Annotated in this window: 28 protein-coding genes and 2 pseudogenes; 13 read left to right on the top strand and 17 right to left on the bottom strand. The window is 52.3% G+C overall.

Annotated features, from left to right (window positions below; genetic code table 11):
* Positions 1-51 precede the first annotated feature (51 nt).
* The gene (gene kup, locus EC840_RS05640; RefSeq protein ID WP_113877305.1) at positions 52-1,926 is read left to right on the top strand and encodes a low affinity potassium transporter Kup; all 1,875 of its coding nucleotides are present in this window, start codon (positions 52-54) and stop codon (positions 1,924-1,926) included.
* A 41-nt stretch (positions 1,927-1,967) separates the two neighbouring features.
* On the opposite strand, the gene EC840_RS05635 is transcribed toward kup, so the two are convergent.
* Entirely contained in the window at positions 1,968-2,756 is a 789-nt protein-coding gene (locus tag EC840_RS05635) for a hypothetical protein (protein WP_132964341.1), read from the bottom strand.
* Positions 2,757-2,979: 223 nt separating this feature from the next.
* Between EC840_RS05635 and EC840_RS05630 the strand changes: the two genes are divergently transcribed.
* The 4 genes from EC840_RS05630 to EC840_RS05615 are packed head-to-tail and all read left to right on the top strand — an operon-like array spanning position 2,980 to position 6,220.
* Positions 2,980-3,747 (top strand): basic amino acid ABC transporter substrate-binding protein, encoded by a 768-nt coding sequence (locus tag EC840_RS05630; protein WP_132964339.1) that lies wholly within the window; start codon positions 2,980-2,982, stop codon positions 3,745-3,747.
* 60 nt (positions 3,748-3,807) lie between these two features.
* Positions 3,808-4,572 carry an amino acid ABC transporter permease gene (locus EC840_RS05625; protein ID WP_112286596.1) on the top strand — a complete coding sequence of 255 codons (765 nt, stop codon included), beginning with the start codon at positions 3,808-3,810 and terminating at the stop codon, positions 4,570-4,572.
* Positions 4,559-5,281 carry an amino acid ABC transporter ATP-binding protein gene (locus tag EC840_RS05620; RefSeq protein ID WP_132964804.1) on the top strand — a complete coding sequence of 241 codons (723 nt, stop codon included), beginning with the start codon at positions 4,559-4,561 and terminating at the stop codon, positions 5,279-5,281. Before EC840_RS05625 ends, EC840_RS05620 begins: the two co-directional genes overlap by 14 nt.
* Before the next feature lie 51 nt (positions 5,282-5,332).
* Positions 5,333-6,220 (top strand): serine hydrolase domain-containing protein, encoded by an 888-nt coding sequence (locus EC840_RS05615; protein WP_132964337.1) that lies wholly within the window; start codon positions 5,333-5,335, stop codon positions 6,218-6,220.
* 49 nt (positions 6,221-6,269) lie between these two features.
* On the opposite strand, the gene EC840_RS05610 is transcribed toward EC840_RS05615, so the two are convergent.
* From EC840_RS05610 to EC840_RS05600, 3 genes and pseudogenes are all read right to left on the bottom strand, one after another.
* Entirely contained in the window at positions 6,270-6,701 is a 432-nt protein-coding gene (locus EC840_RS05610; RefSeq protein ID WP_132964335.1) for a hypothetical protein, read from the bottom strand.
* Positions 6,679-7,071: a polymorphic toxin type 44 domain-containing protein gene (locus EC840_RS05605; protein ID WP_112286599.1), complete on the bottom strand. Its 393-nt coding sequence runs from the start codon at positions 7,069-7,071 to the stop codon at positions 6,679-6,681. The genes EC840_RS05610 and EC840_RS05605 overlap by 23 nt, the downstream gene beginning before the upstream one ends.
* Positions 7,072-7,082: 11 nt before the next feature.
* A pseudogene (locus tag EC840_RS05600) lies at positions 7,083-7,181 on the bottom strand (type VI secretion system tube protein Hcp); the annotation flags it as partial.
* A 173-nt stretch (positions 7,182-7,354) separates the two neighbouring features.
* Here EC840_RS05600 and EC840_RS05595 point away from each other — a divergent pair.
* From EC840_RS05595 to EC840_RS05585, 3 genes are all read left to right on the top strand, one after another.
* A complete protein-coding gene (locus EC840_RS05595) occupies positions 7,355-8,353 on the top strand; it encodes an ROK family protein (RefSeq protein WP_132964333.1) in 999 nt (332 codons plus the stop codon).
* Positions 8,354-8,440: 87 nt separating this feature from the next.
* On the top strand, positions 8,441-9,610 hold the full coding sequence (locus tag EC840_RS05590) for an MFS transporter (protein WP_132964331.1): 1,170 nt from the start codon (positions 8,441-8,443) through the stop codon (positions 9,608-9,610).
* A 117-nt stretch (positions 9,611-9,727) separates the two neighbouring features.
* A complete protein-coding gene (locus tag EC840_RS05585; protein ID WP_132964329.1) occupies positions 9,728-10,540 on the top strand; it encodes a Cof-type HAD-IIB family hydrolase in 813 nt (270 codons plus the stop codon).
* 101 nt (positions 10,541-10,641) lie between these two features.
* Here EC840_RS05585 and EC840_RS05580 read toward each other — a convergent pair whose 3' ends face one another.
* The 3 genes from EC840_RS05580 to mntR all read right to left on the bottom strand — a co-directional run bounded on the left by EC840_RS05580 (position 10,642) and on the right by mntR (position 12,255).
* Positions 10,642-11,181, bottom strand: coding sequence for a glycine zipper family protein (locus EC840_RS05580; protein WP_132964327.1), 540 nt, complete (start codon positions 11,179-11,181; stop codon positions 10,642-10,644).
* A gap of 15 nt (positions 11,182-11,196) precedes the next feature.
* On the bottom strand, positions 11,197-11,532 hold the full coding sequence (locus EC840_RS05575) for a hypothetical protein (RefSeq protein WP_314720933.1): 336 nt from the start codon (positions 11,530-11,532) through the stop codon (positions 11,197-11,199).
* A 282-nt stretch (positions 11,533-11,814) separates the two neighbouring features.
* The gene (gene mntR, locus EC840_RS05570; RefSeq protein ID WP_112286701.1) at positions 11,815-12,255 is read right to left on the bottom strand and encodes a manganese-binding transcriptional regulator MntR; all 441 of its coding nucleotides are present in this window, start codon (positions 12,253-12,255) and stop codon (positions 11,815-11,817) included.
* 188 nt (positions 12,256-12,443) lie between these two features.
* Between mntR and EC840_RS05565 the strand changes: the two genes are divergently transcribed.
* The 5 genes from EC840_RS05565 to EC840_RS05545 all read left to right on the top strand — a co-directional run bounded on the left by EC840_RS05565 (position 12,444) and on the right by EC840_RS05545 (position 16,268).
* Positions 12,444-13,397, top strand: coding sequence for a metal ABC transporter substrate-binding protein (locus EC840_RS05565; protein WP_279432766.1), 954 nt, complete (start codon positions 12,444-12,446; stop codon positions 13,395-13,397).
* The gene (locus EC840_RS05560; RefSeq protein ID WP_132964325.1) at positions 13,394-14,173 is read left to right on the top strand and encodes an ATP-binding cassette domain-containing protein; all 780 of its coding nucleotides are present in this window, start codon (positions 13,394-13,396) and stop codon (positions 14,171-14,173) included. Before EC840_RS05565 ends, EC840_RS05560 begins: the two co-directional genes overlap by 4 nt.
* Positions 14,170-15,024: a metal ABC transporter permease gene (locus EC840_RS05555; protein WP_132964323.1), complete on the top strand. Its 855-nt coding sequence runs from the start codon at positions 14,170-14,172 to the stop codon at positions 15,022-15,024. Before EC840_RS05560 ends, EC840_RS05555 begins: the two co-directional genes overlap by 4 nt.
* Entirely contained in the window at positions 15,021-15,875 is an 855-nt protein-coding gene (locus EC840_RS05550) for a metal ABC transporter permease (RefSeq protein ID WP_132964321.1), read from the top strand. The genes EC840_RS05555 and EC840_RS05550 overlap by 4 nt, the downstream gene beginning before the upstream one ends.
* A gap of 213 nt (positions 15,876-16,088) precedes the next feature.
* The gene (locus EC840_RS05545) at positions 16,089-16,268 is read left to right on the top strand and encodes a hypothetical protein (protein WP_112286608.1); all 180 of its coding nucleotides are present in this window, start codon (positions 16,089-16,091) and stop codon (positions 16,266-16,268) included.
* Positions 16,269-16,406: 138 nt separating this feature from the next.
* On the opposite strand, the gene mtr is transcribed toward EC840_RS05545, so the two are convergent.
* The 10 genes and pseudogenes from mtr to EC840_RS05495 form a co-directional block, all read right to left on the bottom strand.
* Positions 16,407-17,651 (bottom strand): tryptophan permease, encoded by a 1,245-nt coding sequence (gene mtr / locus EC840_RS05540; protein WP_129638797.1) that lies wholly within the window; start codon positions 17,649-17,651, stop codon positions 16,407-16,409.
* Positions 17,652-18,630: 979 nt separating this feature from the next.
* Positions 18,631-19,365 carry a pirin family protein gene (locus tag EC840_RS05535; protein ID WP_132964319.1) on the bottom strand — a complete coding sequence of 245 codons (735 nt, stop codon included), beginning with the start codon at positions 19,363-19,365 and terminating at the stop codon, positions 18,631-18,633.
* Positions 19,366-19,525: 160 nt separating this feature from the next.
* Positions 19,526-21,259 carry an ABC-F family ATP-binding cassette domain-containing protein gene (locus tag EC840_RS05530; protein ID WP_132964317.1) on the bottom strand — a complete coding sequence of 578 codons (1,734 nt, stop codon included), beginning with the start codon at positions 21,257-21,259 and terminating at the stop codon, positions 19,526-19,528.
* 286 nt (positions 21,260-21,545) lie between these two features.
* Positions 21,546-22,208 (bottom strand): annotated as a pseudogene (locus EC840_RS05525) (MFS transporter); the annotation flags it as partial.
* A gap of 123 nt (positions 22,209-22,331) precedes the next feature.
* Positions 22,332-23,471 carry a phage integrase Arm DNA-binding domain-containing protein gene (locus EC840_RS05520; protein WP_132964315.1) on the bottom strand — a complete coding sequence of 380 codons (1,140 nt, stop codon included), beginning with the start codon at positions 23,469-23,471 and terminating at the stop codon, positions 22,332-22,334.
* Entirely contained in the window at positions 23,446-23,709 is a 264-nt protein-coding gene (locus EC840_RS05515) for an excisionase (protein ID WP_132964313.1), read from the bottom strand. Before EC840_RS05515 ends, EC840_RS05520 begins: the two co-directional genes overlap by 26 nt.
* A 196-nt stretch (positions 23,710-23,905) precedes the next feature.
* A complete protein-coding gene (locus EC840_RS05510; protein WP_132964311.1) occupies positions 23,906-24,127 on the bottom strand; it encodes a hypothetical protein in 222 nt (73 codons plus the stop codon).
* Positions 24,127-24,516: a hypothetical protein gene (locus EC840_RS05505; protein WP_132964309.1), complete on the bottom strand. Its 390-nt coding sequence runs from the start codon at positions 24,514-24,516 to the stop codon at positions 24,127-24,129. Before EC840_RS05505 ends, EC840_RS05510 begins: the two co-directional genes overlap by 1 nt.
* Positions 24,513-25,001, bottom strand: coding sequence for a hypothetical protein (locus tag EC840_RS05500; RefSeq protein ID WP_243701022.1), 489 nt, complete (start codon positions 24,999-25,001; stop codon positions 24,513-24,515). Before EC840_RS05500 ends, EC840_RS05505 begins: the two co-directional genes overlap by 4 nt.
* On the bottom strand, positions 24,998-25,384 hold the full coding sequence (locus EC840_RS05495) for a hypothetical protein (RefSeq protein ID WP_132964307.1): 387 nt from the start codon (positions 25,382-25,384) through the stop codon (positions 24,998-25,000). Before EC840_RS05495 ends, EC840_RS05500 begins: the two co-directional genes overlap by 4 nt.
* Positions 25,385-25,389 lie beyond the last annotated feature (5 nt).

Here is a 25,389-nt window from a genome sequence, read left to right as displayed (position 1 = left end):
ACTTTCTGTGTGGGGCGACCAACGTCGCCCCGGTAAATTGTGAAGCCACTCATGAAGCATACAAAAAATAAATCATCGCTGCTGACTGTGACCGTGGCGTGTATTGGTGTCGTCTATGGCGATATCGGTACCAGCCCGCTGTATACCCTGCGTGAATGCCTGACCGGACAAGCGGGCATCGCCGTGACCCAAAGTGCATTATTCGGCTTTCTGTCGCTTATTTTCTGGCTCCTGATGCTGGTGGTGTCGGTAAAATACATCAGCTTCGTGATGCGTGCCGACAACGACGGCGAGGGAGGCATTCTGACGCTGATGTCACTGGCGATCCGCAACCTTAATCCGCGGTGGATCCCTGCGATCATGTTTATCGGGCTGGTCGGTGGCAGCTTCTTCTATGGCGACGGTGTGATAACACCCGCCATTTCGGTACTTTCGGCAATTGAAGGGCTGGAGATTATTGAGCCGTCGCTCGACCGTTTTATCATTCCATTTTCGATTGCCGTGCTGACGCTGCTGTTCTTCATTCAGAAAAATGGCACCGGCAGCGTGGGCAAAATCTTTGCACCGGTGATGGTGTTGTGGTTTATGACCATCGGCCTGCTGGGGATTGGCGGAGTTATGCGTAATCCCGATGTATTACAGGCGCTGAATCCTTACTGGGCGCTGCATTTCTTTGTGGAATTCAAAACCGTCTCGTTCTTTGCGCTCGGCATGGTGGTGCTGTCGGTGACCGGTGGAGAAGCGTTATATGCCGACATGGGGCATTTCGGTAAAAAACCGATCCGCATTGCCTGGTTTATTCTGGTCGGGCCTTCGCTGGTGATGAATTATTTCGGACAGGGCGCGCTGCTGCTCAGCAAACCCGACGCTATCGTGAATCCGTTTTTCCTGCTCGCTCCGGGCTGGGCGCTGATCCCGCTGTTGATACTGGCTACGCTGGCAACGGTGATTGCCTCGCAGGCGGTGATTTCCGGCGTGTTCTCCCTGACGCGTCAGGCCGTGCGGATGGGCTATCTGCCGCCGATGCGCATCATCTATACCTCAGATGAAGAATCTGGTCAGATTTACATTCCGGTCGTTAACTGGCTGCTGTATTTCGCGGTACTGATTGCCATCGTCAGCTTTAAACATTCCAGCAATCTGGCGTCGGCGTACGGGATTGTGGTCACTGGCACGATGGTCATTACGTCGGTATTGATTGGCATTGTCATGGTCAAAAACTGGGGATGGAAAACCTGGGCTGGCGGTCTGATGATGGCAGCGATGCTGATCATTGATGTGCCGTTGTTTGCCGCCAACCTGACCAAACTGTTCTCCGGCGGCTGGCTGCCGGTGGCCATCGGGCTGACCATTCTGTTGATTATGCTGACCTGGAAAACCGAGCGTTCGCGCCTGCTGCGCCGCCTGAGGCAGGATCCGGAAGCGCTTGAGGCACTGATCGCCTCGCTGGAAAAAGCACCGCCGAAACGCGTGCCGGGCACGGCAGTGGTGATGTCACGCGGGCAATATGAAGTGCCGCTGGTGCTATTGCACAATCTAAAGCACAACAAAATTTTGCACGAACGTGTGGTGCTGCTGACGGTGGTGACGGAAGACGTCCCTTATGTTCACAACGTGAAAAGGGTGACGATTGAACAGCTTTCACCGGCATTCTGGCGGGTGATTGCCAGTTATGGCTGGCGGGAAACGCCGAATGTCACGGATATTCTCTACCGCTGCGGGCTGGAAGGGCTGAAGTGTACGATGAACGAGACGTCTTTCTTTATGTCGCGGGACACATTTACGCTGGGCGAACCCCGTCCGTGGTATTTAAAAGCGCGCGGGAAACTGTTTCAGGTCTTGCAGCGTAACTCTCTGCGTGCGCCGGAGCATTATCATATTCCCCCGAACAGGGTGATTGAGCTGGGTGCAGTGGTGAAATTCTGAGGCTTTGCCCGCCGGATCGTAAAACCGGCGGGCAAAGCAGATTACGCTTGCGGTGCTGAAGTCAGGTCGGTGACTTCAGGCGTAGTCGAACTCTGCGTCGCCTGTGAGGTTTGCGACTGAGTGGTCGGTGTCAGGTCAGTAACGGCCGGTGTCTGCGCAGCTGGCGCGGCAGTTTGTGTCTGCTGAGTCGCCGCCGGTGTTGCAGGCGTAGCGGTTTGCGCAGGCTGAGTCGCAACTGGCGCTGGAGTTGCTGACGCTGAAGTTGTTGAAGCTGTTGAGGTCCCAGATGTTGCAGAAGTCTGCTGAGTCACTTCCGGAGTGGCTGCTGGTGTAGCCGCTGGCGTTGCTGAAGCCTGCGACTCTTTGGCGGCTGCCGGTGCTTCGATGTCTTTCGGCAGCGACGGAACCGGTTCTGCCGGAATCGATTCTGACTTCGGTTTCGGGACAGGCGTTGATGCGCGAACCAGGAACGTCGGTTTGAGATTTGCCACAGAATAAGTCACGTGGCTGACCGCATCACGCGATGTCGCGACTTCGACCGGCGCAATGGTGACGCGACCAATCAGTGAACGGGCATAGCCGCCGACTTTATGTTTCCCTTCCGGAAGCTGGACTTCCATGCTCTCGCCAGTCCCCAGCGCACCCGCCTCTTTATCATCAATGGTCACATACAGTTTGGTGCCATCGTCGGTTTTCGTCGGGACGTGCGCAACGGTCAGGCGCGTCGAGCCAAAATCGAAAGCCGGTGCCTGGTCGGCGGTTTTCGTTTTTGCGCATCCTGTGAGTGCGATAACGGCTGCTACGGCAGCAAGGGTGAAGCGATAACTCATAGTGCGACGTCTTCCTTTAAGGGATTTTTGTGATCTGCGTATCAATATACCTGATCCCACGGGAGAGATGAACGTTCTTACAGGGAACTCGGAGGAGTCTGCTATTCACTTCTCAATGTGTTCTTCATAGCAGTCCGCTGTAACTTTCGGTTGAAGCGCTTCGTCAACTTGTGTATTTTTATGCAAATTAACTGCATAAAATAACAATCACACAGGAGTGACCATGCTTAAGTCATTAATTTTCACCGGGTGTCTGCTTTCTTCATTAATCACATCTGCTTATGCCGCACAGACTACATACGTGGTCGGTTCCGGCGGCACATACCGTCCGTTTGAATACGAAAACAGCCAGAAACAGCTGGAAGGTTTTGATATCGACATTATCAAGGCGATCGCCAAAGCCGAAGATTTTGACATCAAACTGGTTAATACGCCGTGGGAAGGAATTTTTGCGACACTGAATTCCGGTGATCGTGACATCATTATTTCTGGCATCACCATTACCGATAAACGTAAAGCGATGGTGGCTTTCTCCGCCCCGTATTTCCCGGCGGAACAGTCCATCGTGGTGCCTGAAGGCTCTAAAGTGGATTCCGTGGCCGCCCTGAAAGGTCAGAAAGTGGGTGTGGTGAACTCCAGCACCGGCGACATCGTGGTGTCCAATGAACTGGGCAAAAACAGCACCGACATCAAACGTTTTGATAACACTCCGCTGATGTTGCAGGAGCTGGCGGAAGACGGCATCGGCGCGGCGGTCGGTGACGTGGGCGTGGTGAAGTACTACATCAAATCCCATCCGGAGAAAGCGCTGAAACTGGTACCGGATGCTAAATTCGAGCGTCAGTATTTCGGTATTGCGGTCGCTAAAGACAACACCGAACTGTTGGGCAAAGTCAATGCCGGTCTGAAGAAAATCGTGGCTGACGGCACCTACGCCAAAATCTACGAAACCTGGTTTGACAAGAACGTTCCAGCGCTTCCCGCTCAATAATATTCTCATCACGAACAACGTTAATCAGGGGCGGTAACACGCTCCTGAACAAGGACAGGTATGACCGGATTTCGCTGGGAGATAATCTCAGAATATGCGCCGCTGTTTGTACAGGGCGCGCTGATGACCATCAAATGCACCATTATTTGTGTCATTTTAGGCACCACCTGGGGCCTGCTGCTGGGGCTAGGACGGATGGCCCGTGCCGACGACGGTCCGTGGAAACCTATTCTGCGTTTCGCCGTGCAATGGCCGGTGCGTATTTACGTCAGTGCTTTTCGCGGTACGCCGCTGTTTGTGCAGATTATGGTGGTTCACTTTGCTTTAGTGCCGCTGTTTATTAATCCGCGTGACGGCATTTTAGTGGCGAACGGTCTGATGTCCTCGGATTTCGCCCGTGCGCTGCGCTCAGATTACGGTGCATTCTTATCCTGCGTGGTGGCGATTACCCTCAACGCCGGGGCGTATGTTTCCGAGATTTTCCGTGCGGGTATTCAGTCTATCGACAACGGTCAGATGGAAGCTTCCCGCGCGCTGGGAATGGGCTGGGGCAAAACGATGCGCAAGGTTATCTTGCCACAGGCGTTCCGTCGTATTCTTCCGCCGCTGGGTAATAACGCTATCGCGATTGTGAAAGATTCCTCGCTGGCCTCGGCGATTGGCCTGGCCGATCTGGCGTATGCCGCGCGTACTGTTTCCGGCGCTTACGCCACCTACTGGGAACCCTACCTGACTATTTCACTGGTTTACTGGGTTCTGACTTTCCTGCTCTCGCTGCTGGTTCAACACATGGAAAAGAGGTTTGGCAAAAGTGATTCACGTTAAGGATTTACAGAAACAGTTTGGCGAAACCCACGTGTTGCGCGGCATTTCCTGTGACATCGCAGAGAAAGAAGTGGTGTGCATCATCGGGCCTTCAGGTTCCGGTAAAAGCACCTTTCTGCGCTGCCTGAATGCGCTGGAAAAGCCCAATGGCGGCGAAGTGGTGGTGAATGGTTTTGCGGTGCATGACTCGAAAACCAATCTTAATACGCTGCGTGCCGGCGTCGGCATGGTGTTCCAGCGCTTTAATCTGTTCCCGCACATGACCGTGCTGGAAAACTTGATTATGGCGCCGATGTCGCTGAAGGGATTATCGAAAGCGGACGCCGTAACGCGTGCCGAAAAGTTGCTGCAGAAAGTTGGACTGATCGACAAAATCGACGCCTGGCCTTCCAGTTTGTCCGGTGGTCAGCAACAGCGCGTGGCGATTGCCCGTGCACTGGCAATGGAACCGTCGATCATTCTTTTTGATGAACCGACGTCAGCGCTGGATCCGGAGCTGGTCGGTGAAGTGCTGGCGGTCATGAAACAGCTGGCGCTCGAAGGCATGACGATGGTGATTGTGACGCACGAAATGGGCTTTGCGCGTGAAGTCGCTGACCGCGTAGTGTTTATCGATCAGGGTGTGATTCAGGAGCAGGGGCCACCGGCGCAACTGTTCACCGCACCGCAAAATCCGCGAACCCGCGAATTTTTGAGTAAAGTATTATGATCCGACGGCGCTTAAACAGCGCCCGTTTTCTTTGATGTGATGAGGTTTACCATGCAAAGTTTCCATTCTTATTGTATTTCAGCCTCCGGCGAAGAAAGGGCAGAAGGCGATATGCATGCCCGTTTTCCTTACTGGAGTTTCACGAAAACCGCGATCGCGATTTGTGCGCTGAAACTCAGTGAAAACGGGACTGTAAATTTGGATGGCTGTGTTGATGGCGAAGCTTACACCCTGCGGCAGCTGCTCAACCACACCGCCGGATTACCGGATTACGGCGCACTGAAAGATTATCACGACGCTGTCGCTGCCGGAGGAGAACCCTGGTCGCGCGAAAAATTGCTCAGTGCCGCGTTAGCCAGAGGCATGTTGTTTGCGCCGGGCGCGGGCTGGTCTTATTCCAACATTGGCTACATGCTGGCCCGCGAACACATTGAAGCCGCGTCAGGGCTGAGTTTTGCGCAACTGATGACTGACTTCATCACCACACCGCTAGGACTGACCAGTATCGCACTTGTCACCACGCGCGAGGAATTCGCACAACTGCACTGTGAAGCCGCCGGAAAATACCCTCCGGGCTGGGTCTATCACGGTTGTCTGGCAGGCAATGTGCGGGATGCGGCCAGACTGCTGCACGGATTATTCAGCGGTAAACTGCTGAGCGCTGCGTCGATGGCTGAAATGCAGGTGACCATCCCGCTTGGCGGTGCCCTCGAAGGACGGCCGTGGACAGAATGCGGTTACGCGCTGGGGCTGATGAGCGGCGCGATGGGAGACGCGGGACGTTCAGCCGGTCATTCAGGCGGCGGCCCGTCGTGCGTGAACGCGGTCTATCACTTCCCGGATCTCCGCGAACCTGTGACCGGTGCCTGTTTTACTGACGGGCATCACGAAGGCGTGGCAGAAACAGAACTGGGCAGGCTGGTGCAAAATTTCGGGTAAAAGGGCAAAAACACGGCTCCCAGTCTCGGAAGCCGTGTGTTAACAAACTTTAAGGTGGTGGATACGCAAACAGTTCGATAGATGGGATATATTCGATCCCATCAGAGGTGTACAAAACTGAATTAGTAAAGTCGTAAATCCTTCCAGTTATTCTTACTGTTACAAGACGGCCAATTTTAGTAACTTTGGCCTCGGCGCTATCTGATGTAAGAAATGGGGACATTTCCCCCAAGGCTTTCACGGGATTAGCAGCTATCTTTCCGGACAAGTAGTAACGATAGACTTCGGAAACCGTCGCACCCCCGCCCTGATATTTCGTGACGTAGAGCCATGTGTTTTCGTTTAATTGCTGCGATTTGAATAGTGCATCATCATAGGGTGGCCCAGTGTAATGCTGATAAGCAACATAGCTTGCTACCAGCAGTAATAAAACGACGGTTACTATACGGTGCCCCCATTTAATAACCATGCTGTTTGGCATAATCAATACCTTGTTTAATCCATCTTTGATCAACCGGGTCATCTCCGTAAGGCGCTACGCCATACCAATTGCTCCATTCTTCTCTGGAGGTGCCCGCCATACTTTGTGCAAATCCACCGCCCATGAGTAAAATATCTGGCGGGATACCCGCAACATATCCGGTAGCCCCGAAATTAAAATTGCCAAAATTAGCCAGCTTCTTGTTCTGTTGTTTATAGTCCCATACTCCGCGATTTCTTACCTTATGATAAAACCAGTAATAAGTTGCCGGGGTTGCCATTCCCTTGCTCATGCCACGTGCTTTTGCCTCCATAATATTTTTATTCAGAAGACTAAACCCAGAGGCTGGCATTATAGGAATAATAGCCATAATGAGTTCCCTTAGGCTGTTTTACGTTCATTCCATGAGTCAGAAAAAATGTGATTTCCGTCGCAGTGTTTCCATGTGATTTTTTCGTAACGAAACTCTATCTGTTCTAAACATCTTTAGTGTTGATTGCAACAACTTGATTTATATGTTAATTATCATTTTAAAAGATTAGTGGTGGAGCTTGGTTATTTCACGGCGTGCTGACTTTTGTCTTTCCAGGATCCTGGCTTTTTTAACTTTGTGCTAAATTACCCACAATTCTTACCCGCATTCCCGAGGCAACATGATCATCCCTTCAAACCGTACCACCCGTGAAATGAAGATAAACAATGTCGTGCTGGTGACGAATGCATTGAAATCTCTGGGCTCGGCGACGAAGGCGGAACTGGCGGGTGTCACTGGTTTGAGTATCGCCACCTGCGGCGCAGTGCTGAATGATCTGAGCCAGCGGCACGAAGTGCTGGCGCTGGAACTCGACGTCTCGCGTGGCGGCCGTCCGGCGCAGCGCTATGCGTATAACCCGAACTATTTCTCGGTACTTAGCCTGTACGCGCAGGGCAGCGACGCTGCCGCACAGATTGTCTGGTCGGTGAATTCAGCCACCGGTGAAAGTCTGGCGCAGGGTGAAATCCGCTTTTTACCGATGACGCTGGCGACGTTTTATCAGAAAATTGGCAGCCTGCTGGCGGACTATCCCAATATTAAAGCGCTGGGCATTGGCCTGCCCGGCGTGGTGGTAAAAGGAACCGTCACGACCTGTGATATCAGCATGTTTGCCGGTGTGGCGGTTGAGCAGCAACTGCGTGAACAGTTCGGGATTTATGTTCAGGCGGATAACGACATGAACTACACCGCATGGGGTTTTTACCGCAGCAGTTGCGCAGGCATTACCGCGCCGGTGGCGTATCTCTTCAAACCTGAGGTGCCTTGTCTGGGCTGTGGCATGGTTATTAACGGTCAGGTATTACAGGGTGCCAGCCAGTTTGCAGGGGAAGTGTCGAATCTGCCTTTTGAAGGATTGGATAAACTGCCGGTCGCAGAAGAAATGGCGAAAGTGATTGTCTCGCTGACCGCCATTATCAACCCGGCCACCATCGCGCTTTCCGGCCCAAAAATAACTGAAGTACTGCTGTCTGAGCTGACGACGCTTTGCCTGCGGCACATTCCCGCACAGCATATGCCGCAGCTGACTTACCGCCCGTCGATGCGTCAGGATTATCTTCAGGGCATCGCGGAATTGACGCTCAGCAACTACAATCTGCACATTGCTTTCGGTGAATAACGCCGGTTGACTTTGTTGTTCGCCCCCTTATACTGCGGACTTATTAAAAGACTTTTAATAACTAACTTCACCTCGCGGGAGAACCTGATGTCACTGTCATCTGAAATTGCGCACAACGGTATTCATGCCGGAAGTCCTGTCCGGCGTGTCGCGACGCGGGCGATATTTTTTGTCACCGGTATGGCGATGGGGCTGTGGGCGGCGCTGGTTCCGTATGCACAGCTGCGCACGCATTCAGAGGCGGGCGATCTCGGGTTACTGCTGCTGTGTCTCGGGGCTGGTTCGCTGCTGTCGATGCTGGGATCGGGACGGATTATCGGCAAGTTTGGCTGTCGGGCAGTGATCGTCTCGGCGGTCATTTTGTACTGTCTGATGCTGCCGCTGCTGGCGGTGTTCAGTGACATCTGGCTGCTGGCGCTCAGTCTGTTTATTTTCGGCATGGGCATCGGGCTGGCGGATGTAGCCGTCAATGTGCAGGGCACGCTGGTGGAACAGGCCGCGGATAAACCACTGATGTCAGGGTTTCATTGCCTGTGGAGCGTGGGCGGGATCGCCGGCGCCGGTGGCGGTGCGTTGCTGCTCAGTGCCGGTATCACGCCGCTCGGCAGCACGTTTTTTGCCGTGGTGCTGGTTATCGCGCTGACGGCGTATTCTTATCGCGGAATGTTACCGTTCGGCGCGCATGAGGATCCTGAAGAAGGCCAGCCGAAAGCCAGACCGAATTTCCGTCTGGTGCTGATGGCGGTGATGGCGATGATTTGTTTTATGGCCGAAGGCGCGGTGCTGGACTGGGGCGGTGTCTTCCTGACCCAGGATCGCGGTCTGGCGCTGGAACATGCGGGCTGGGGCTTTGCAGTATTTGCCGTGGCGATGTCGCTGATGCGCCTGACCGGTGATGCGATTGTCAGTGCACTGGGGCGCAAACGGATCCTGATTATCGGCGGGATTTTGGGTATCGCCGGTTATCTGATGGTTGTGCTGTTGCCGGGCTGGATCCTGCCATTGTGCGGTTTTGCGCTGGTCGGGATAGGCGCAGCGAATATTGTTCCGGTGCTGATTACGCTGGCCGGTCAGGAAAAAGTGATGCCGGTCAATATGGCGGTGGCGATGGTAGCAACGCTCGGTTATCTCGGTGTGCTGGGCGGTCCGGCGCTGATCGGCTTTATTGCCCATCTTTCCAGTTTGTATATCGCATTCTCGGCGGTCGCGGCGGCGTTTCTGGTCATCACGTTTGGCGCATACAAACTGAAGTATTGATTGTTTTCAAAGACCAATGATTTATAACTGAGTGGCAAATTTGCCAGCTGGCGCGTAAAAACCGCCAGCCCTCTTTTAGCCTGATTGATTTAAAATCCGACTCTGTAAGGAGCAGTAATGGCCGTAAAACTTATCGCCGTAGACATGGATGGAACGTTTCTCAATCCGCAGCACGAATACAATAAAGCCCGCTTTGGCGAGCAATATCAGCAACTTTTGCAACGTGACATTAAGTTTGTGGTGGCGAGCGGCAATCAGTATTACCAGCTTAAATCGTTCTTTGATGATCTCGATACTCAAATTGCTTACGTTGCGGAAGGCGGCGGGTATGTGGTCGATAAAGAACAGGAAATTTACTGCGGCAAGCTTGAGCCGGAACAGGTGACGCAGGTGCTGGAATGGATAAGTCGTACGCCGGGCATTAACACCATTGTGTGTGGGCGCAAAGGGGCTTATGTGCTCAGCGGCACCGATGAGGATTTCATCAGCCGTATGCGCCGTTACTATCACCGACTGACAAAAGTGCATCAATACGCAGAAATCGACGATACGATTTTCAAATTTGCACTGAGCTACGTGGAAGACGATGTCTATCCGCTGATGAGTGAAGTTAACGCTAACCTTGGCGGGATTGTTGCACCGGTGACCAGCGGACATGGCTCTGTTGATCTGATCATCAGCGGGAATCACAAAGCCTGCGGTCTGCAAAAAATCCAGCAAATTTATGGTATCCGCGATGACGAAGTGCTGGCGTTTGGCGACAGCGGCAACGATCTGGAAATGCTCAGCTACGCCGGTTACGGTTTTGCGATGGAAAATGCTTCGGCACCGGCAAAAGCCGCCGCGAAATACGTCGCGCCATCTAACCGTGATGAGGGCGTGCTGAAAGTGATTGATGACGTGCTGAACGGTCGCGCGCCATTCGCTTAAGCAGTTCAATGTGCATTAAAACGAAAAGGCTGCCGCGTAAAACGGCAGCCTTTTTAGCATTGTGTAATGAAGATTGTGTAATGAAGATTGTGTAATGAAGATTAAGGCACATAGTCTGGCGGAACGCCGCTGTCACCGGGCTCTGCAGGGTAGTAATCCGGCGGAACCGGCGATTGCGGTGGTTGATTCGAGCTGTAACCGTCGCTGGCGTCTACCGGCACCTTATTACCTTTGGCGTACATACATTGCGTGTACACCGTATCGTACTGATCCTGCAAGTCGCCGCTGCTGGCACCCGCATTATTGCTGCCCATTGCGCTGCCAATCAGCAAACCACTGCCTGCGCCAATCAGCGCGCCCGGACCGGCCTGATGCGACGCTGCGCCAATCAGTGCTCCGGCTGCCGCGCCCACGACTGTCCCGGCAGCAGCGGTACCGGCGGCATTATTACTGGCAGTTTCTGCGCCGCCATTCACACTGCCATAGGCCGCGTTACGGCATGACATTTCATCCATCTGAAACTGTTGATAATCCTTTCCGGTACCTGGCAGCACCATTACATCTGGTCGGGTTGGGGGAGAAACGCAGCCGGATAAGGTCGCGGCTAAGGCGAGAACCGCCACCGGAGTAAACCTGTTCATGACTTTTATCGCCTGTTAACGTGGTCCTGCGACCACTTTCATCCAGCCGCGCGGGCAGGCCGGGACTCGCGGATAATATCCCGCCGGATTCTGACAGTAATACGCATAAGCCGGGGGTTTCTCGACATACGTTTGCGGCTGCGGTGGCGCAGCGTAAACGACGGCTGGCGGGCCGTAATAGACCGGCGGAGGAATGCCAATCACCACGTCCGGCCCATACCAGCCCCCGCGATAATAGCCGCCATGGTAATAACCATGGCCGTAATAGCCGTGGCCGTAATAGCCATGACCGTAATAACCATAGGCGAACGACGCAGAACTGGCCGACATCAGCGCGCCAGCAGTAAGCATCAACAATAACAGCCTTTTCATAACGACCTCGAAGTGCATTGAGCGGATGTCCGAAGTGATAAAACCTACCACTCCTGAGGATAACGATACGCCTGTTGCGGCTAAAAGGTTGGCGGGGGATTAGGGTGAATATGACAAGGCTGTGGCAGCAATTGTGACCAAAAAATTCAACAGCAAACGTTTGTTTACGTTCAGGGTTTGAGAGGCGGGGGATTCATATTTCAGACCCGGTTTTGCCACAGCAAATCCGGGCTGAGAATTAAAAAATTCGAATTTAAGGTGTTATTTCTTACTTGCTGTAAAACGTCTGAAGGCTTCCAGCGTTTCATCGCTGACGTGATGCTCCACCCCTTCAGCATCCAGACGCGCTGTCTCTGCGCTGATGCCGAGCGCGATGAAAAACGCTTCAACCACGTTATGACGTTCGCGGTTTTCCGCCGCCAGTTTCTCACCTTCCGGTGTAAGAAAGGTTCCGCGATAGGGTAGCTGGTGAACCAGTCCGGCATTGGCCAGGCGTTTCAGGGTTTTTGCCACTGTCGGCTGGGAAACACCCAGACGCGCGGCCAGATCTACCTGTCTCGCTTCGCCAAATTCGTGAATCAAATCTGAAATCAGCTCAACGTAATCATCCATTAATTCCCGGCGATGCGCCTCGCGCACCTGTAAGAAACCCTGCGCGTGTTCTTCCACATCCAGTAATGGATTCATTTTTTTATCTTTCACTACGCCTGCCTCTTTCTTGCTCAACGGTTTTTCACCGCAGCCGCGCTCACCGCAGCAACCCACGCATTGTAAACCAAGTCCACATATCTACCAATTTATGAAAACTTTGCATTGGCTATGGAGTATAGCCTGTGCTATACCTGAATAATAAACCGCCGTTGATGCGCAGATTGACAGGAGAGATTTTCATGGAAAATGGACGACACATCTTAAAATTATTCAGCCATTCGCCGTTTCGTTTACGGCTGATGCTGGTGGGCATGATTGTGGCGCTGATCACCGGCAACGCGCAGGCGGCAGACCAGGCAGCCAGTAAGGACAAAAAAAAGTTTAAAGTGGTGACCACTTTCACGGTGATCCAGGACATCGCGCAGAACGTCGCCGGTGATGCTGCCACCGTGGAGTCGATCACCAAACCGGGCGCTGAGATCCACGACTATCAGCCTACGCCGCGGGATATTGTGAAAACGCAATCCGCCGATCTGATCCTGTGGAACGGGTTTAATCTTGAACGCTGGTTCGGGCGCTTCTTCGCCAACATCAAACATGTGCCTTCGGTCACCGTGACGGACGGCATAACGCCGCTGCCGATTCAGGAAGGGCCGTATCTGGGCAATCCGAATCCGCACGCGTGGATGTCGGCTAAAAATGCGCTGGTGTATGTCGAAAATATCCGAGCGGCGCTGGTGAAATATGACCCCGAAAATGCCGCAACCTACGATCGTAACGCCAAAGATTATGCGCAAAAAATCAGCCAGCTAGATGCCCCGCTGCGTGAACGTCTGGAAAAAATTCCGGCAGGGCAGCGCTGGTTAGTGACCAGTGAAGGCGCGTTCAGTTATCTGGCGAAAGATTATGATTTGAAAGAGGCCTATCTGTGGCCAATCAATGCTGAAGAACAGGGCACGCCGCAGCAGGTGAAAAAAATTATCGATCTGGTGCGTCAGCAGAATATTCCGGTGGTGTTCAGCGAAAGCACGATTTCAGACAAACCGGCAAAACAGGTCAGCAAGGAAACCGGCGCGAAATACGGCGGCGTGTTGTATGTCGATTCGCTGTCAGCGACTGACGGCCCGGTTCCCACGTATATCGATCTGCTGAAAGTCACGGTCGGTACCATTGCAGAAGGGTTCGGACAATGAGTAACGCCGCGCTGAATCTTAACGTTGATGACATTTCGGTGACCTATAACAACGGTCATACCGCGATTGAAAATGCCTCGTTTACCCTGCACGGCGGTTCGATTTGCGCGCTGCTCGGCGTTAACGGCAGCGGTAAATCCACGCTGTTTAAAACCATCATGGGAATACTCCGTCCTACGCACGGCAGCGTGACGCTGGACGGTCTGAACGTGGCGAAAGCGCTGAAGCAAAACCTTATCGCTTATGTGCCCCAGTCGGAAGATGTGGACTGGAATTTTCCGGTGCTGGTGCGTGATGTGGTGATGATGGGGCGTTACGGCAAAATGTCGTTTCTGCGGATCCCATCGGCGGAAGACAAAAAACAGGTGGCGTCGGCGCTGGCTCGCGTAGGCCTCACTGATCTGGCGCATCGGCAGATTGGCGAGCTTTCCGGCGGGCAAAAAAAACGCGTTTTTCTGGCGCGGGCGCTGGCACAACAAGGGCGCGTCATGTTGCTCGATGAACCCTTTACCGGTGTGGATATCAAAACTGAGAATGCCATTATCGAACTCCTGCGCCAGCTGCGCGAAGAAGGGCATCTGATTTTGGTTTCGACGCACAACATCGCCAGTGTGCCGGATTTCTGCGACCGCGTGGTGCTGATCAACCGCACGGTCATCGCGGCTGGTGCGCTCGACACTACGTTTACCTCTCATAATCTCGAAAATACCTTTGGCGGCGCGCTGAGGAACATCGGTTATTTAGTGCCACAGGAACCGGTGAGGCGGGCGGTATGATGGCGCTGTTGCTGGAGCCGTTTCAGTATAACTATATGGTGAAAGCCATCTGGGTGAGTGCCGGTGTCGGCGCGGTGTGCGCATTTTTATCGGCGTATCTGATGCTTAAAGGCTGGTCGCTGATGGGCGATGCGCTCTCGCATTCCGTCGTGCCGGGTGTGGCAGGCGCTTATGCACTGGGCTTTCCGTATGCCATCGGAGCCTTCGGTACCGGCATTCTGGCGGCGCTATCCATGACGCTGCTGCGCCATTTCACCAGGCTGCGCGAAGACGCGATCATCGGCTTCGTCTTCTCGACCTTCTTTGCGCTCGGGCTGTTGCTGGTTTCCCTTAATCCGACATCCGTTAACGTGCAGTCGATTCTGTTCGGCAATATTTTAGGTATCGATGACGCTGATATTTTGCAGGTGCAGATTATCGTCGGCGTTTCCCTGCTGGTGCTGTGCGTGATCTGGCGCGACCTGCTGGCGGTATTTTTCGACGAGGCGCACGCGGTTTCGGTCGGGCTTTCTCCGCTGCGACTCAAAATCATTTTCTTCACTATATTCAGCGCGTGCAGCGTGGCGGCATTACAAACCGTCGGCGCAATTTTGGTGATTGCCATGGTGATCACGCCCGGTGCGACGGCCTATCTGCTTTCTGACCGTTTCTCCCATGTGCTGATTATTTCGGTGATTATCGGCGCGATCACCAGCGCGGCGGGCGCCTGGCTGAGCTATTACCTGGATGGCGCAACCGGCGGCGTTATCGTCTGCCTGCAAACCGCGGTCTTCCTGCTGGCGTTTTTATTCGCGCCAAAACACGGCTGGCTGGCCAGTCATTTACGTATCAAACGCCGGAGCCGCGCATGATGTCCTGGTTTAATGTACTGATGGAGCCGATGAGCTTCGACTTTATGCAGCGCGCGCTGCTGACCAGTATGGCGACCAGCATTGTCTGCGCGATATTCTCTTGTTTTCTGGTGCTCAAAGGCTGGTCGCTGATGGGCGATGCGATTTCACATGCAGTGCTGCCCGGCGTGGTACTGGCCTATCTGGCGGGTATTCCTCTGGTGATTGGCGCGTTTGGTTCCGGTCTGTTTTGCGCCGTGGCAACCGGCTTTATCAAAGAGCATTGCAGGGTCAAAGAAGACTCGGTGATGGGCATTGTCTTCTCGGGCATGTTTGCTGCCGGTCTGGTGCTGTTTTCCCGGGTGAATACGGAGCAGCATCTCAGCCATATTCTGTTCGGCAATGTGCTGGGCGTGACGGACAGTGAAATGCTGCAAACGCTGATTATCGCGCTGGTGGTGACACTGGCGATTATCATCAAATTCAAAGACCTGATGTTATTTTGTTTCGATCCGGTGCAGGCGAAAGTGGTCGGGTTGCCGGTACGTTTTTATCACTATGCGTTGCTGTGTATGCTGGCGCTGACCATTGTCGCGGCGTTGCAGGCCGTGGGTGTTGTACTGGTGGTTGCAATGCTGATTACGCCAGGCATTACTGCGTTTCTGCTGTGTAAGACACTGCCGAAAATGATAATCGTCGCTGTGACGGTGTCACTTATTGCCGCCATTTCCGGCACCTTTATCAGTTTTTATATCGATGCAGCGACCGGACCGGCGATAGTGCTGATTCAGGCTATGCTTTTCCTGCTGGCATTAGCTGTGCATCTTTTGCGTAAACCGTTTAAATCCCGGCAGTCAGCACCGAATGCATAGTGTCCGCAGTGCAGGTTTGGCATGCTTGTGTGCATGTATTCCTTATTTAAAGAGATTCTGATGACCCAACAATTTGCTCCTGTCGAACTGGAAAAGCCTCCGCCTGATTAACCACGGCACGACGGCGCTGGCTACCTGTCGCATAAAGGCCTACCATCGACCGGCAACAAAAGGGTTTAATGAAGTTCAATGAAGTAAGCGTTAAGGATTGTTATGAGCGAAGTAGCAAGTTCCATCAGTGTTGGCGATAGCTTTACTGTCAAGAACGGCTCAACCCACGAAGTAACTGGCTTTGTGAAGAAGGGAGAGAGAATTTACCCGATGATCAAAACAGATCATGGTGATTCAAGCTTCACCTTCATCAAAGAAATTGTTTCGGTAAATAAAGCTTAAACATTAACAACCTTCTCTGTGATCGCGGCCTGTTTGTATTACGTAAAGAACAGGCTGCGTGATGTCAGCTCCCCACCAATTTCCTCTTTTTTCCTCCATCTTTGCCATATGCACGTCTGCCGGACATTGCAGTTTGAATTAACGATATACCGGCAGCAGATTCGCGCTTGAAAGAATATGTACTGCCGCATTGAGCACGCCGAACAGCAGCACCAGTACGATCATTTTATTCCCACCCCACACGCGGTACAGCGGGCTGCCAAAACGCTGGCGTGATGCGCGTGCCATCAGCGCCGGAACAATCACCGCCCAGACCGTTGCCGCCAGTCCGGCAAAACCAATCGCATAAATGAAACCGTCGGGATAAATCACGCCACCAATAATGGGCGGAACGAACGTCACCAGCGCTGTTTTGAAGCGACCAGTCCGGCTGTCGTTGAACTTAAACAGATCCGCCAGATAATCAAACAGGCCGAGCGTCACCCCTAAGAATGAACAGGCGACGGCAAAGTTTGAGAAAATCGTCAGCAGCAAGTCCAGACCGGCGCTGTTAAGTATCTGGCTCAGTGACTGCACCAGCACATCAATATTGCCACCCCGTTCAGCGATGCTGATGAATTCCGGACGCGGAATGTTGCCCATCGTTCCCAGCATCCAGATGATGTACAGCCCGAGCGCCATCAGCGTACCCAGCAGCAGACACTTCCTGATGATTTGCGGATTTTTGCCGTAGTACTTCATCAGGCTCGGCACATTGCCGTGATAGCCAAATGACGCCAGACAGAACGGCAGCGTTGCCAGCACATAAGGCATGTAGCTCGGATTAATTTCGACGCTGTTAAGCAAATTCACCGGTTTCACATGCCACAGCAGGCTGCCGAAAGTCAGGAAGAAGGCAATGATTTTCGCGCCAAGCACAATGGCCGTCATCCGGCTCACCGCACGGGTGCTCAGCCAGACGATAAAGGCCACGACCAGCGCCGTCAGCAGACCGCCGAGGCGGGGAGAAAAACTCACCGACATCTCACGCAACGTGTGCTGGATCACCGAGCCGCTGGCGGAAATATAGGCGTAGGTCAGAATGTACAAAACGAACGCGATAGTGATGCCGTTCAGCCGGTTCCAGTGTTTACCCAGCAGATCGCCGGTCACCGTATTGAAACTCGATCCCACCGGATAGTTAAGATTTGCTTCGAGGATCATCAGTCCGGAATGCAGCATACAAAACCAGGTAAAAATCAGGGCAGCTACAGACCAGAAAAACCAGGCGCCGGACATCACCACTGGCAGGGAAAACATCCCTGCGCCGATGATCGTTCCACCAATAATCATTGCGCCGCCCAGTACAGAACGTTGCGGGGCGGTCACGGAAAGCGTCGCCATAGTGCGTATCCTCGCGTGGCTTTTGTCAGAATTCGTTGAAAGAATGGCTGAAAAAGAAATGAGTGAAATAACGAACAAAAATCGCTGTTTTGTGCTGCGATTTTGGTCTTAAGCGCGGCAATATAGTGGAAATGAAGTAGTTTGTACACTGCTGAACTAGTTTGCTGATACAAAAGCCCACATTCAGAAGCTGAACAGGGCATTCAGGAAGGTGAGCAGGGAAATAACGCCGAAAATGTGTACAAAATATTAACTTTGTGCAATTTTGCGGTTAATAGGGTGCGGGGTATTCATGGCGCAGATCACAGATTTCATTACGATTTCTTATCTAAAAAAAATAAAAAACCCTGTTTGAAAATACAGGGTTGACACACAACATATAGCGAGTAAATTAGAACTCAGCACCAGAGAGAAGTGAAAAGAAATTTTTATTTCGCGGTGCAATTAGCAAGTTGATAAACTTGTCAGTAATGAGATGCGATAAAGGCCATGAAGTATTTTAGTATGGGTGATTCAATACCGGGCGTTATTTGAAAGTCCGTGAGATGATGCTTTAAGGCCACGCAGTAAAGCTGTGCAATCGCATGATGTGGACGAAAACGCGATGATGTAACGCCTTGTTAGTTAGAGTAATGTTCGCGATTTGAGTACGTAAGTATGAAATCGAGAATGTCGCGACGAAAGTAAGGCCACGCATCAAAGAGTATATATCGCGAGGGTGATGTACTCATTTATCCCGAGACATATCAGAAGGGTAAATGAAACGAGCAGGATACTGATGTTATTCCACAAAATTATAGGAGGATAGCGTTACCAGGCAGTAAAAATATATCCTGTGAGAATATGTACATCTTTAGCAGTTGCATTACCTAAGCAGTACACGTAATTAAGTTGATGAATGTTAAATGTTAATTTGATAGTACCTTAAAAGCCCCGGTTTAACGACTGGGGCTTTTTCATTTGTACAGCCTGTTACTCATTATTTCCCGCTGATAGTGCCTTCAAGAATCGTCTGCGCGCCCAGACAAACCAAAAAACACACCAGCGTGGTGTCTTTACCTGCAGTCGCAGCAGTTAATGCGCTGTCCTCATCGCTGATCGCGTCACCTTTTGACAGAGTGACATCGCCGATGCTGATTTCGCCGTCCATCACATACAGCCATTGAGCAAAACCCGCATGTGAAGGAACTTCCGTGGTGGTGTTTTCATCCATGCGAATGTCATAGACATATACCGCCTGCCTGATTTCAAGCGGAGACTCAATGCCTTCCGGCGCAGCCAGCAGCGTCCACTCATTGCTTTTTATGCCGTCAGGGCGCGTCATAAACTGCACGCGGCCTTCCAGATTTGCCTGACGCGGACGGATAAATATCTGCAACATTTCTGCCGACACCAGCGGCGTGGACTCCTCATGCCAGAAACTTTCACCGGCGTTCATCATCATCAGTTGTTTCGGTGAAAGGGGAACACGGTTACCGGCAGAATCTTCATGCACCATCGAACCACGCCACATATAACTGAGGATTTCGTCGTTGTTATGCTCATGCATTTTCACCAGCGTACCCTGTTCGAGAGTGGCATGGTCTATAACACTCAGAGGGCCGAAAGCGTCGTCATTTTTTTCAGGCTGGATTTGCCCCGGCCGCATACGACGGATACGAAACGGGCCATATTCAAAAGTAGTTTTGGGTTCAGCACGTAAAACGTTAAACATAATCTCTCCGGCGGCAGACAGGAACGCAGGGTTCGGATGAAAATCGGATACCATTTTTTAACATACTATGATCATTAAAGCGTATCCGCCGTGAATAAACTTTCCGTTTAATCAGAAACAAAGGCCCCGTCCCTGAGGCACTTAGATCCAAAATGAGCAGTTAATCCAGACTCAACAACGCACTCAGCTGCTCAATTTGTGATTGCCACTGACGTTGCAGCTCAGGTTTCTGATGCTTAGGTTTGCGCGCCAGATCTTCTGCCAGAAGGTGTTCAGCTTCCACCAGCCTCGCCAGCAGTTGCTCTTCTTCCGTGTCCTCGGTGTGGATTACGTCAGTCCCGCTTTCTGAAAAAAACGGTTCCGCTGGCGGGGGAGAACCCGCCAGTACGGCGTAAACCGGCGCAAGGGTATGCCACTCTTCTAACCGTTGCTCATCCACCAGCCAGAACCGGTTACAACTTTGCTCAATGAGCGTCCGGTCGTGTGACACCAAAAGCACCGCACCACGGAAGGTTTTCAGCGTTTCCGCCAGCTCTTCTTTGCCTTCCAGATCCAGGTGGTTAGTCGGTTCATCAAGCAGCAAAAGCGAATAATTCGCCAGCGTCAGCCCGATAAACAGCAGCCGCGAACGTTCTCCGCCGCTGAGCGTACTCACTTTTTGCTGATGGCGGATAAACGGGAATCCTGCGCCAATCAGCGCCATTTTTCTCTGCTCTTCCGTCAGCGGGGCAAAGTTCGCCAGCGCATCACCAAGAGAATCATCGTCCTGCAACTGATGCTGATTCTGATCGTAATAACCCACCCGCACGCGGGGATGGAAAGTCACACCCATATGGGTTGTTTCCGGCTGACTGAAGGCGTTCCACAACGTATGCAACAGCGAGGACTTGCCGCAACCGTTGCGCCCGACCAGTGCGATACGGTCACCGCTTTTGATGCGCATTTCATCCAGTGTGAACAAAACCGGAGCATTGCGCGCAGGACGAACCTGCAAACCGGACAGCGCCAGAACCCGGTCCGCCGCCAGCGCTTCGCCTTTTAACTGCAGCTTCCACTGATTACCGGCGGTGACTTCAGTTTGATCCTCCTTCAGCCGGTCGACCTGCTTTTCCATTTGCTTTGCCTTGCGCGCCAGCTTTTCGTTGTCATACACGCTGCCCCACAGCGCCAGACGTTTGGCACTTTTAGTTACGCGGTCAATCTCCTTTTGTTCTGTTTCCCTGCGCGCAGCGTCGGAGGCGTCTTTTTCTTCCAGCGCCTGGCGTGCCTGCGTACAAGGGAGACGAATAAACTGCAGGGTTTTATCGCGCAGGATCCAGGTGCTGTTGGTCACGTTATCGAGCAGGCTGCGGTCGTGAGAAACCAGCACGAAACTGCCGTTCCAGTTTTTCAGAAACTGTTCCAGCCATAACAGCGTCGGCAGATCCAGATGGTTGCTCGGTTCATCGAGCAGCAGTAAATCGGGCTGGCGGATCAGCGCGCGGGCCAGCAGCAGGCGGGTATGTTGCCCGCCGCTGAGCGTTCCGGCCGTCAGTTGCCAGGCAGATTCATCGAAACCCAGCGTGGAAAGCAACACCTGCGCCTGCCAGAGTTCAGGCTGATGAAGGCCCGGCGGCAGATGATTCAGAACAGATTCGAGCAGGGTATGGTGATTCAGTTCTTCAGGCAGATGTTGTTCAACGCGGGCCATCAGACACTGATTTGCCAGCGTGACACTGCCGGACGTTGCCGCCAGTTCACCGCTGAGGATTTTCAGCAGGGTACTTTTGCCACAGCCGTTGTGGCCGATAAGGCCGATGCGGTCGCCTTTTTTCAGGCCGAAGGAAATCTCAGCCAGCAAAGGGCCAAAAGAATTATCGAATGATACAGATTGTGCAGACAGTAAAGTCATGATGCTTACTCAGGTTTTCGGGCATAGAATGCCTCTCGTCAATATAGCCGACGATAACCGGTAAGCCGGAGGGAAGAACTCAGATTGTCAGTTAGCTTCGCTCAGACAGGTTATCGCGGCAGGGAGCCGGAAACGCCTGAGCAGCGACGATCGCCAAAGACAGGTGAATATAAAAACCATTCACGGGTCAGCATGGGGATCCTCCTTATATATAAAATTGGTGAATGAATGAACTGATTATATTAGGGAATTTTGAATTGTTCCAGTTTCAAAATTCCCCGACCCGCCGTTACGCCTCAACAACCTCATTTTCCAGTTTCTGCCGCTTACGCAGACCGGGGAACCAGGTCATCCACAATCCGACGACAATCAATGTACCGATGCCGCCAATGGCTGCCGCCGGGACTGCGCCCACCCAGGCGGCCATCAGACCGGATTCAAATTCGCCTAGCTGGTTCGAGGTGTTGATGAAGATGGAGTTGACCGCGCTGACGCGTCCGCGCATATCGTCTGGCGTGTCCAGTTGTACCAGTGCGCCGCGAATGACCATGCTTATCATGTCAAATCCGCCGAGCGCAAACAGTGCCAGCATGGATAACCACAGTGAGGTGGAGAACGCGAACACCAGCGTCGCCGCGCCGAAGCCTGCCACGGCGGCAAACATGGTCATACCCACGTTACGTTGCAGCGCGCGGTGGCTCAGCCAGAAACCGACAATCAGTCCACCCACAGCCGGAGCACCGCGCAACAGACCCAGTCCCCACGGGCCGGTATGCAATATGTCGTGGGCAAAAATCGGCAGCAGGGCGGTCGCACCGCCGAGCAAAACCGCGGACAGATCCAGAGAGATCACACCCAGAACATCCGGACGGGCGCGGATGAAACTGATACCGGCGAACAAGGTTTTAAAGGTCGCCGGAACACGGCGCGGTGGCGCCTGTTCGTAACGCAAACAGCGGAAGTGGAAACTCATGTTTTTACTGAATTTATTTTCTTCCCCAAAATCCCTCCAAAACATCTCCCCAAAATGGATTTTAAAATTTATCCCGTTTGTTGGGGAGTAATCCCGTAACTTTCACACAGCTAACGTTATCCAATCTGCTCCTCTGTCGTCATGGTACTTCTCAGTCATAGCTGCCGTTTTGTGTCCGAGTAGAGTTTGCGTGTTGATCCCGTGCGCACTGAAGAGCCTTTCAGCCAGAGAACGTTGTTCGTGAAAAGTCGGGGGCGTAGTTCCTTCGGTAAATTTTAAACCACTTGCGATACGCGCCTGCTTAAACATACGAGTTACTCCGTTTCCCGTTACCGGGTCGCCAGGCTTTGAAGAACCATGAGCGCGAGAGTGGTGGATCATGTACTTGCTCATCACCCTGTCCCTGCATTGCCTGATCACATCATCAAGAGACAAATTAATTTCTGGAAGAAATAGGGTGAGAGGTAAAGCTAGCCGTGTTCCTGTCTTCGACTGTGTGATATGCAGGTGGCCGTCCCAAACATCTGAGAATTTCATGTTCAGAATATCTGCACGTCGCTGACCAGTAATCAGGGCAAGAAGCATGGAGTTTTGCAGATAGGGCTGAAGGTCTGCCGCATTATCGAAAATCTTTTTCCATTGAGAAAAACTAAGCCTTCCCCTGGTTACTTTATTTCTTGGAACTCTGGTTGCCAAAGCTGGGTTGAATCCGGGTTCTATTTCGCCTGAGTGCTGGGCCTCTTTAAATATATCCCCCCACGTAGCCCTTAACATCTGAGCCATTCTGTTTTTGCCCTCTGATTTATACTCGTCAAGAATTGCGGCAATTGACTTTGTATCCAAATTATTAAGGCGCACATTCGGTAGCCTTTTTGAAAGAACCTGCGCACAGCTTTTACGTGTTTTGAACGTGGCCTTCTTTATTTCCCCTTCTATTAAACGCTCTTCAAGTAGAGATATATATTTACCAACCCAGTCCGAAACCCTTATTCCCGCCTCTTTATTTGTTGTTTTTTTCACAGTCATATCAACGAGAAAGTTTATCTGTTTTGATTGCTGCTCTGTGATCATGGTATTGGCTGCAATAGCCGCCTCTCGAGCGGTATCTCCATCGGTTCCGAACCCTATAAATTTACCGGTGATCGGGTGACGATATTGCCAATACACCTTGCTGGTTCGACGGTCGAACTTGCAGTAAAGGTTGGGGATATTAATTTTATGTGTGCGTGGTCTGGCTGCCATTTATCGTTTTCTCCAGTAGTGCTTTGACAGAAGCGGGGAGGTGATTCGGTATCTCCGCTTTTGCAATAACGCCGACATACTTCGCGTCTTCATCAACGACCCATTTGCTGCCTTGTTTAATCGGGGCAGGTATGATCTGGCCGGTTTTTGCATACCGATGAAGTGTTGCTGGCGCTGGTGGATATTTAAACCCTTTCGGACTGGATGCCCATTCCATCAAAGGTACGAGTTGGCCCATACGCTTTTTCTCCACACTTTTAGTTATAGCCGGCTGCACACCGGCTTACTGGCTGATCCGAAATCGGCCGTAATATTTCCCAGCTCGCCACCAGAGCATTTTCTCCCCTGGCGGCATTGCTGGCGCAAACTCAACTGGAACAAACCACAGATTCAGCATTCGTTTCACGAAAATCCGCCTGACTAAATGAGCGCGCTTAGGCATTACTGTTGCCTGACTCCGCCACCTGTTTTGCCAGTTCCTCAGCTTCACGAAAATCCCAGTCTACGCGGTGGGCTATGGTGAGCGCAGAACGAACGGAGTGCCCAATCATGTCATCCAGAGCGTCGAGGGTCATTGCCATGTCTGGATTTCTTTCCAATATCACAGCACGCTGAATCTGCCAGCGATTACAGGTTTCAAGCAGTGAATTTGCCATCACTCCCCCTTAACTGTAGTAAAACCGGCTGCGTGGACTGCGTTAGCAGATTCATTGTCATCTGGATGCTCTTCACTTGTCATGAGGTCCTGCAAGTCAAGTTCGAAGCATTCAATAAGCTGAGTAGCAAGCGTAATAATTCGTGGATCACTCCAGAACTGCGCGCCACTTTTTGAAAAATTATTGCAACGGGCTTCTTCGATACTGTGAGCCAGTGCTGTTGCTGCTTCGAGTTGGTCGAGTAGGGCGATGGCATGCGGGGCAAGGAACCATGATGAGCTGTGCTGACTGTTTAGCAAGTCAGTGAATTTTTCCCTGGCTTGTTCTGGTGTTGGCAGCCTGTTGCCGAATTTGTTACGTAGCGCTGCAATAGCTGTTGTATCAGTCATACAGCCTCCCGAAATTCTTTGCTGGCGCTGAGCTTCTTTTTGTAACTGGCTTTGGCTTCTTTCTGGGTATTACACCATTCACCGGCAGCGCGATGGGAAACCATGCGGAATTTCCCGTCGTTCGGATACCACGAACCGTATTCAATTTTCGGTACATTAATACCCAGCCACTCAGCAAACGAGTGGCCATAATCAGCTGCCAGATATTCTTCGTACCGGGTGCGTTTCTTTGGCTCTGGCAGTGCCGCAATTACCATCTCACGACCAGCATCCGTGACGTGGTAAACCACATCACCATCAGCACAGAAGGACGGCGCGGCGCGGGAAGTCATCAGGCCTGCAGCGACGAGAGATTCCAGATCAGCATTGTCACTGTGGCCGCCGCTGGTGAGGAAATAATTACGGTATGGTTCCCGGCGATTCTCGTTGATTCCCAGTGCATGCTGCATCAGGCCGATCTGGTGTTGGGTTGCCTCAGTCATCATGCGTACTCCGCTTCTTCTTTCTGGCGCTCTTTTCTTCCACGGTACCAGCCGCGCTTAATCCAGCGGCGAGCCTTGCGCATTGCGTCGATATCCCCGCGAATGACCTCAGGGAAGCCGCCATGCTTTACGGTTTTTGGAGTTTCCCCTTCGTAACCCTGCTCTTCACCGACTTCGATGATTTCTGGCCGGTAATAGGCCAGCCACTCGGCACGGCAGCATTGAGGGCAAGGAATATCCCCGCCGTTGCTGAGATAACCTTCGAATCCGCTGTCTGCATCCCACAGTTCGCCGTCGATGCAGACGCTATCCGGATAGTGCGCACCAAATTCGTATCCTTGATACCCGCAACTCGTTTGTACCTGTACTATTTTTCTTTTAGCCATGATTT

The organism is Rahnella sp. JUb53, assembly GCF_004346065.1.
Classification (GTDB): domain Bacteria; phylum Pseudomonadota; class Gammaproteobacteria; order Enterobacterales; family Enterobacteriaceae; genus Rahnella; species Rahnella variigena.
This window is presented reverse-complemented; position numbering and strand designations above follow the sequence as displayed.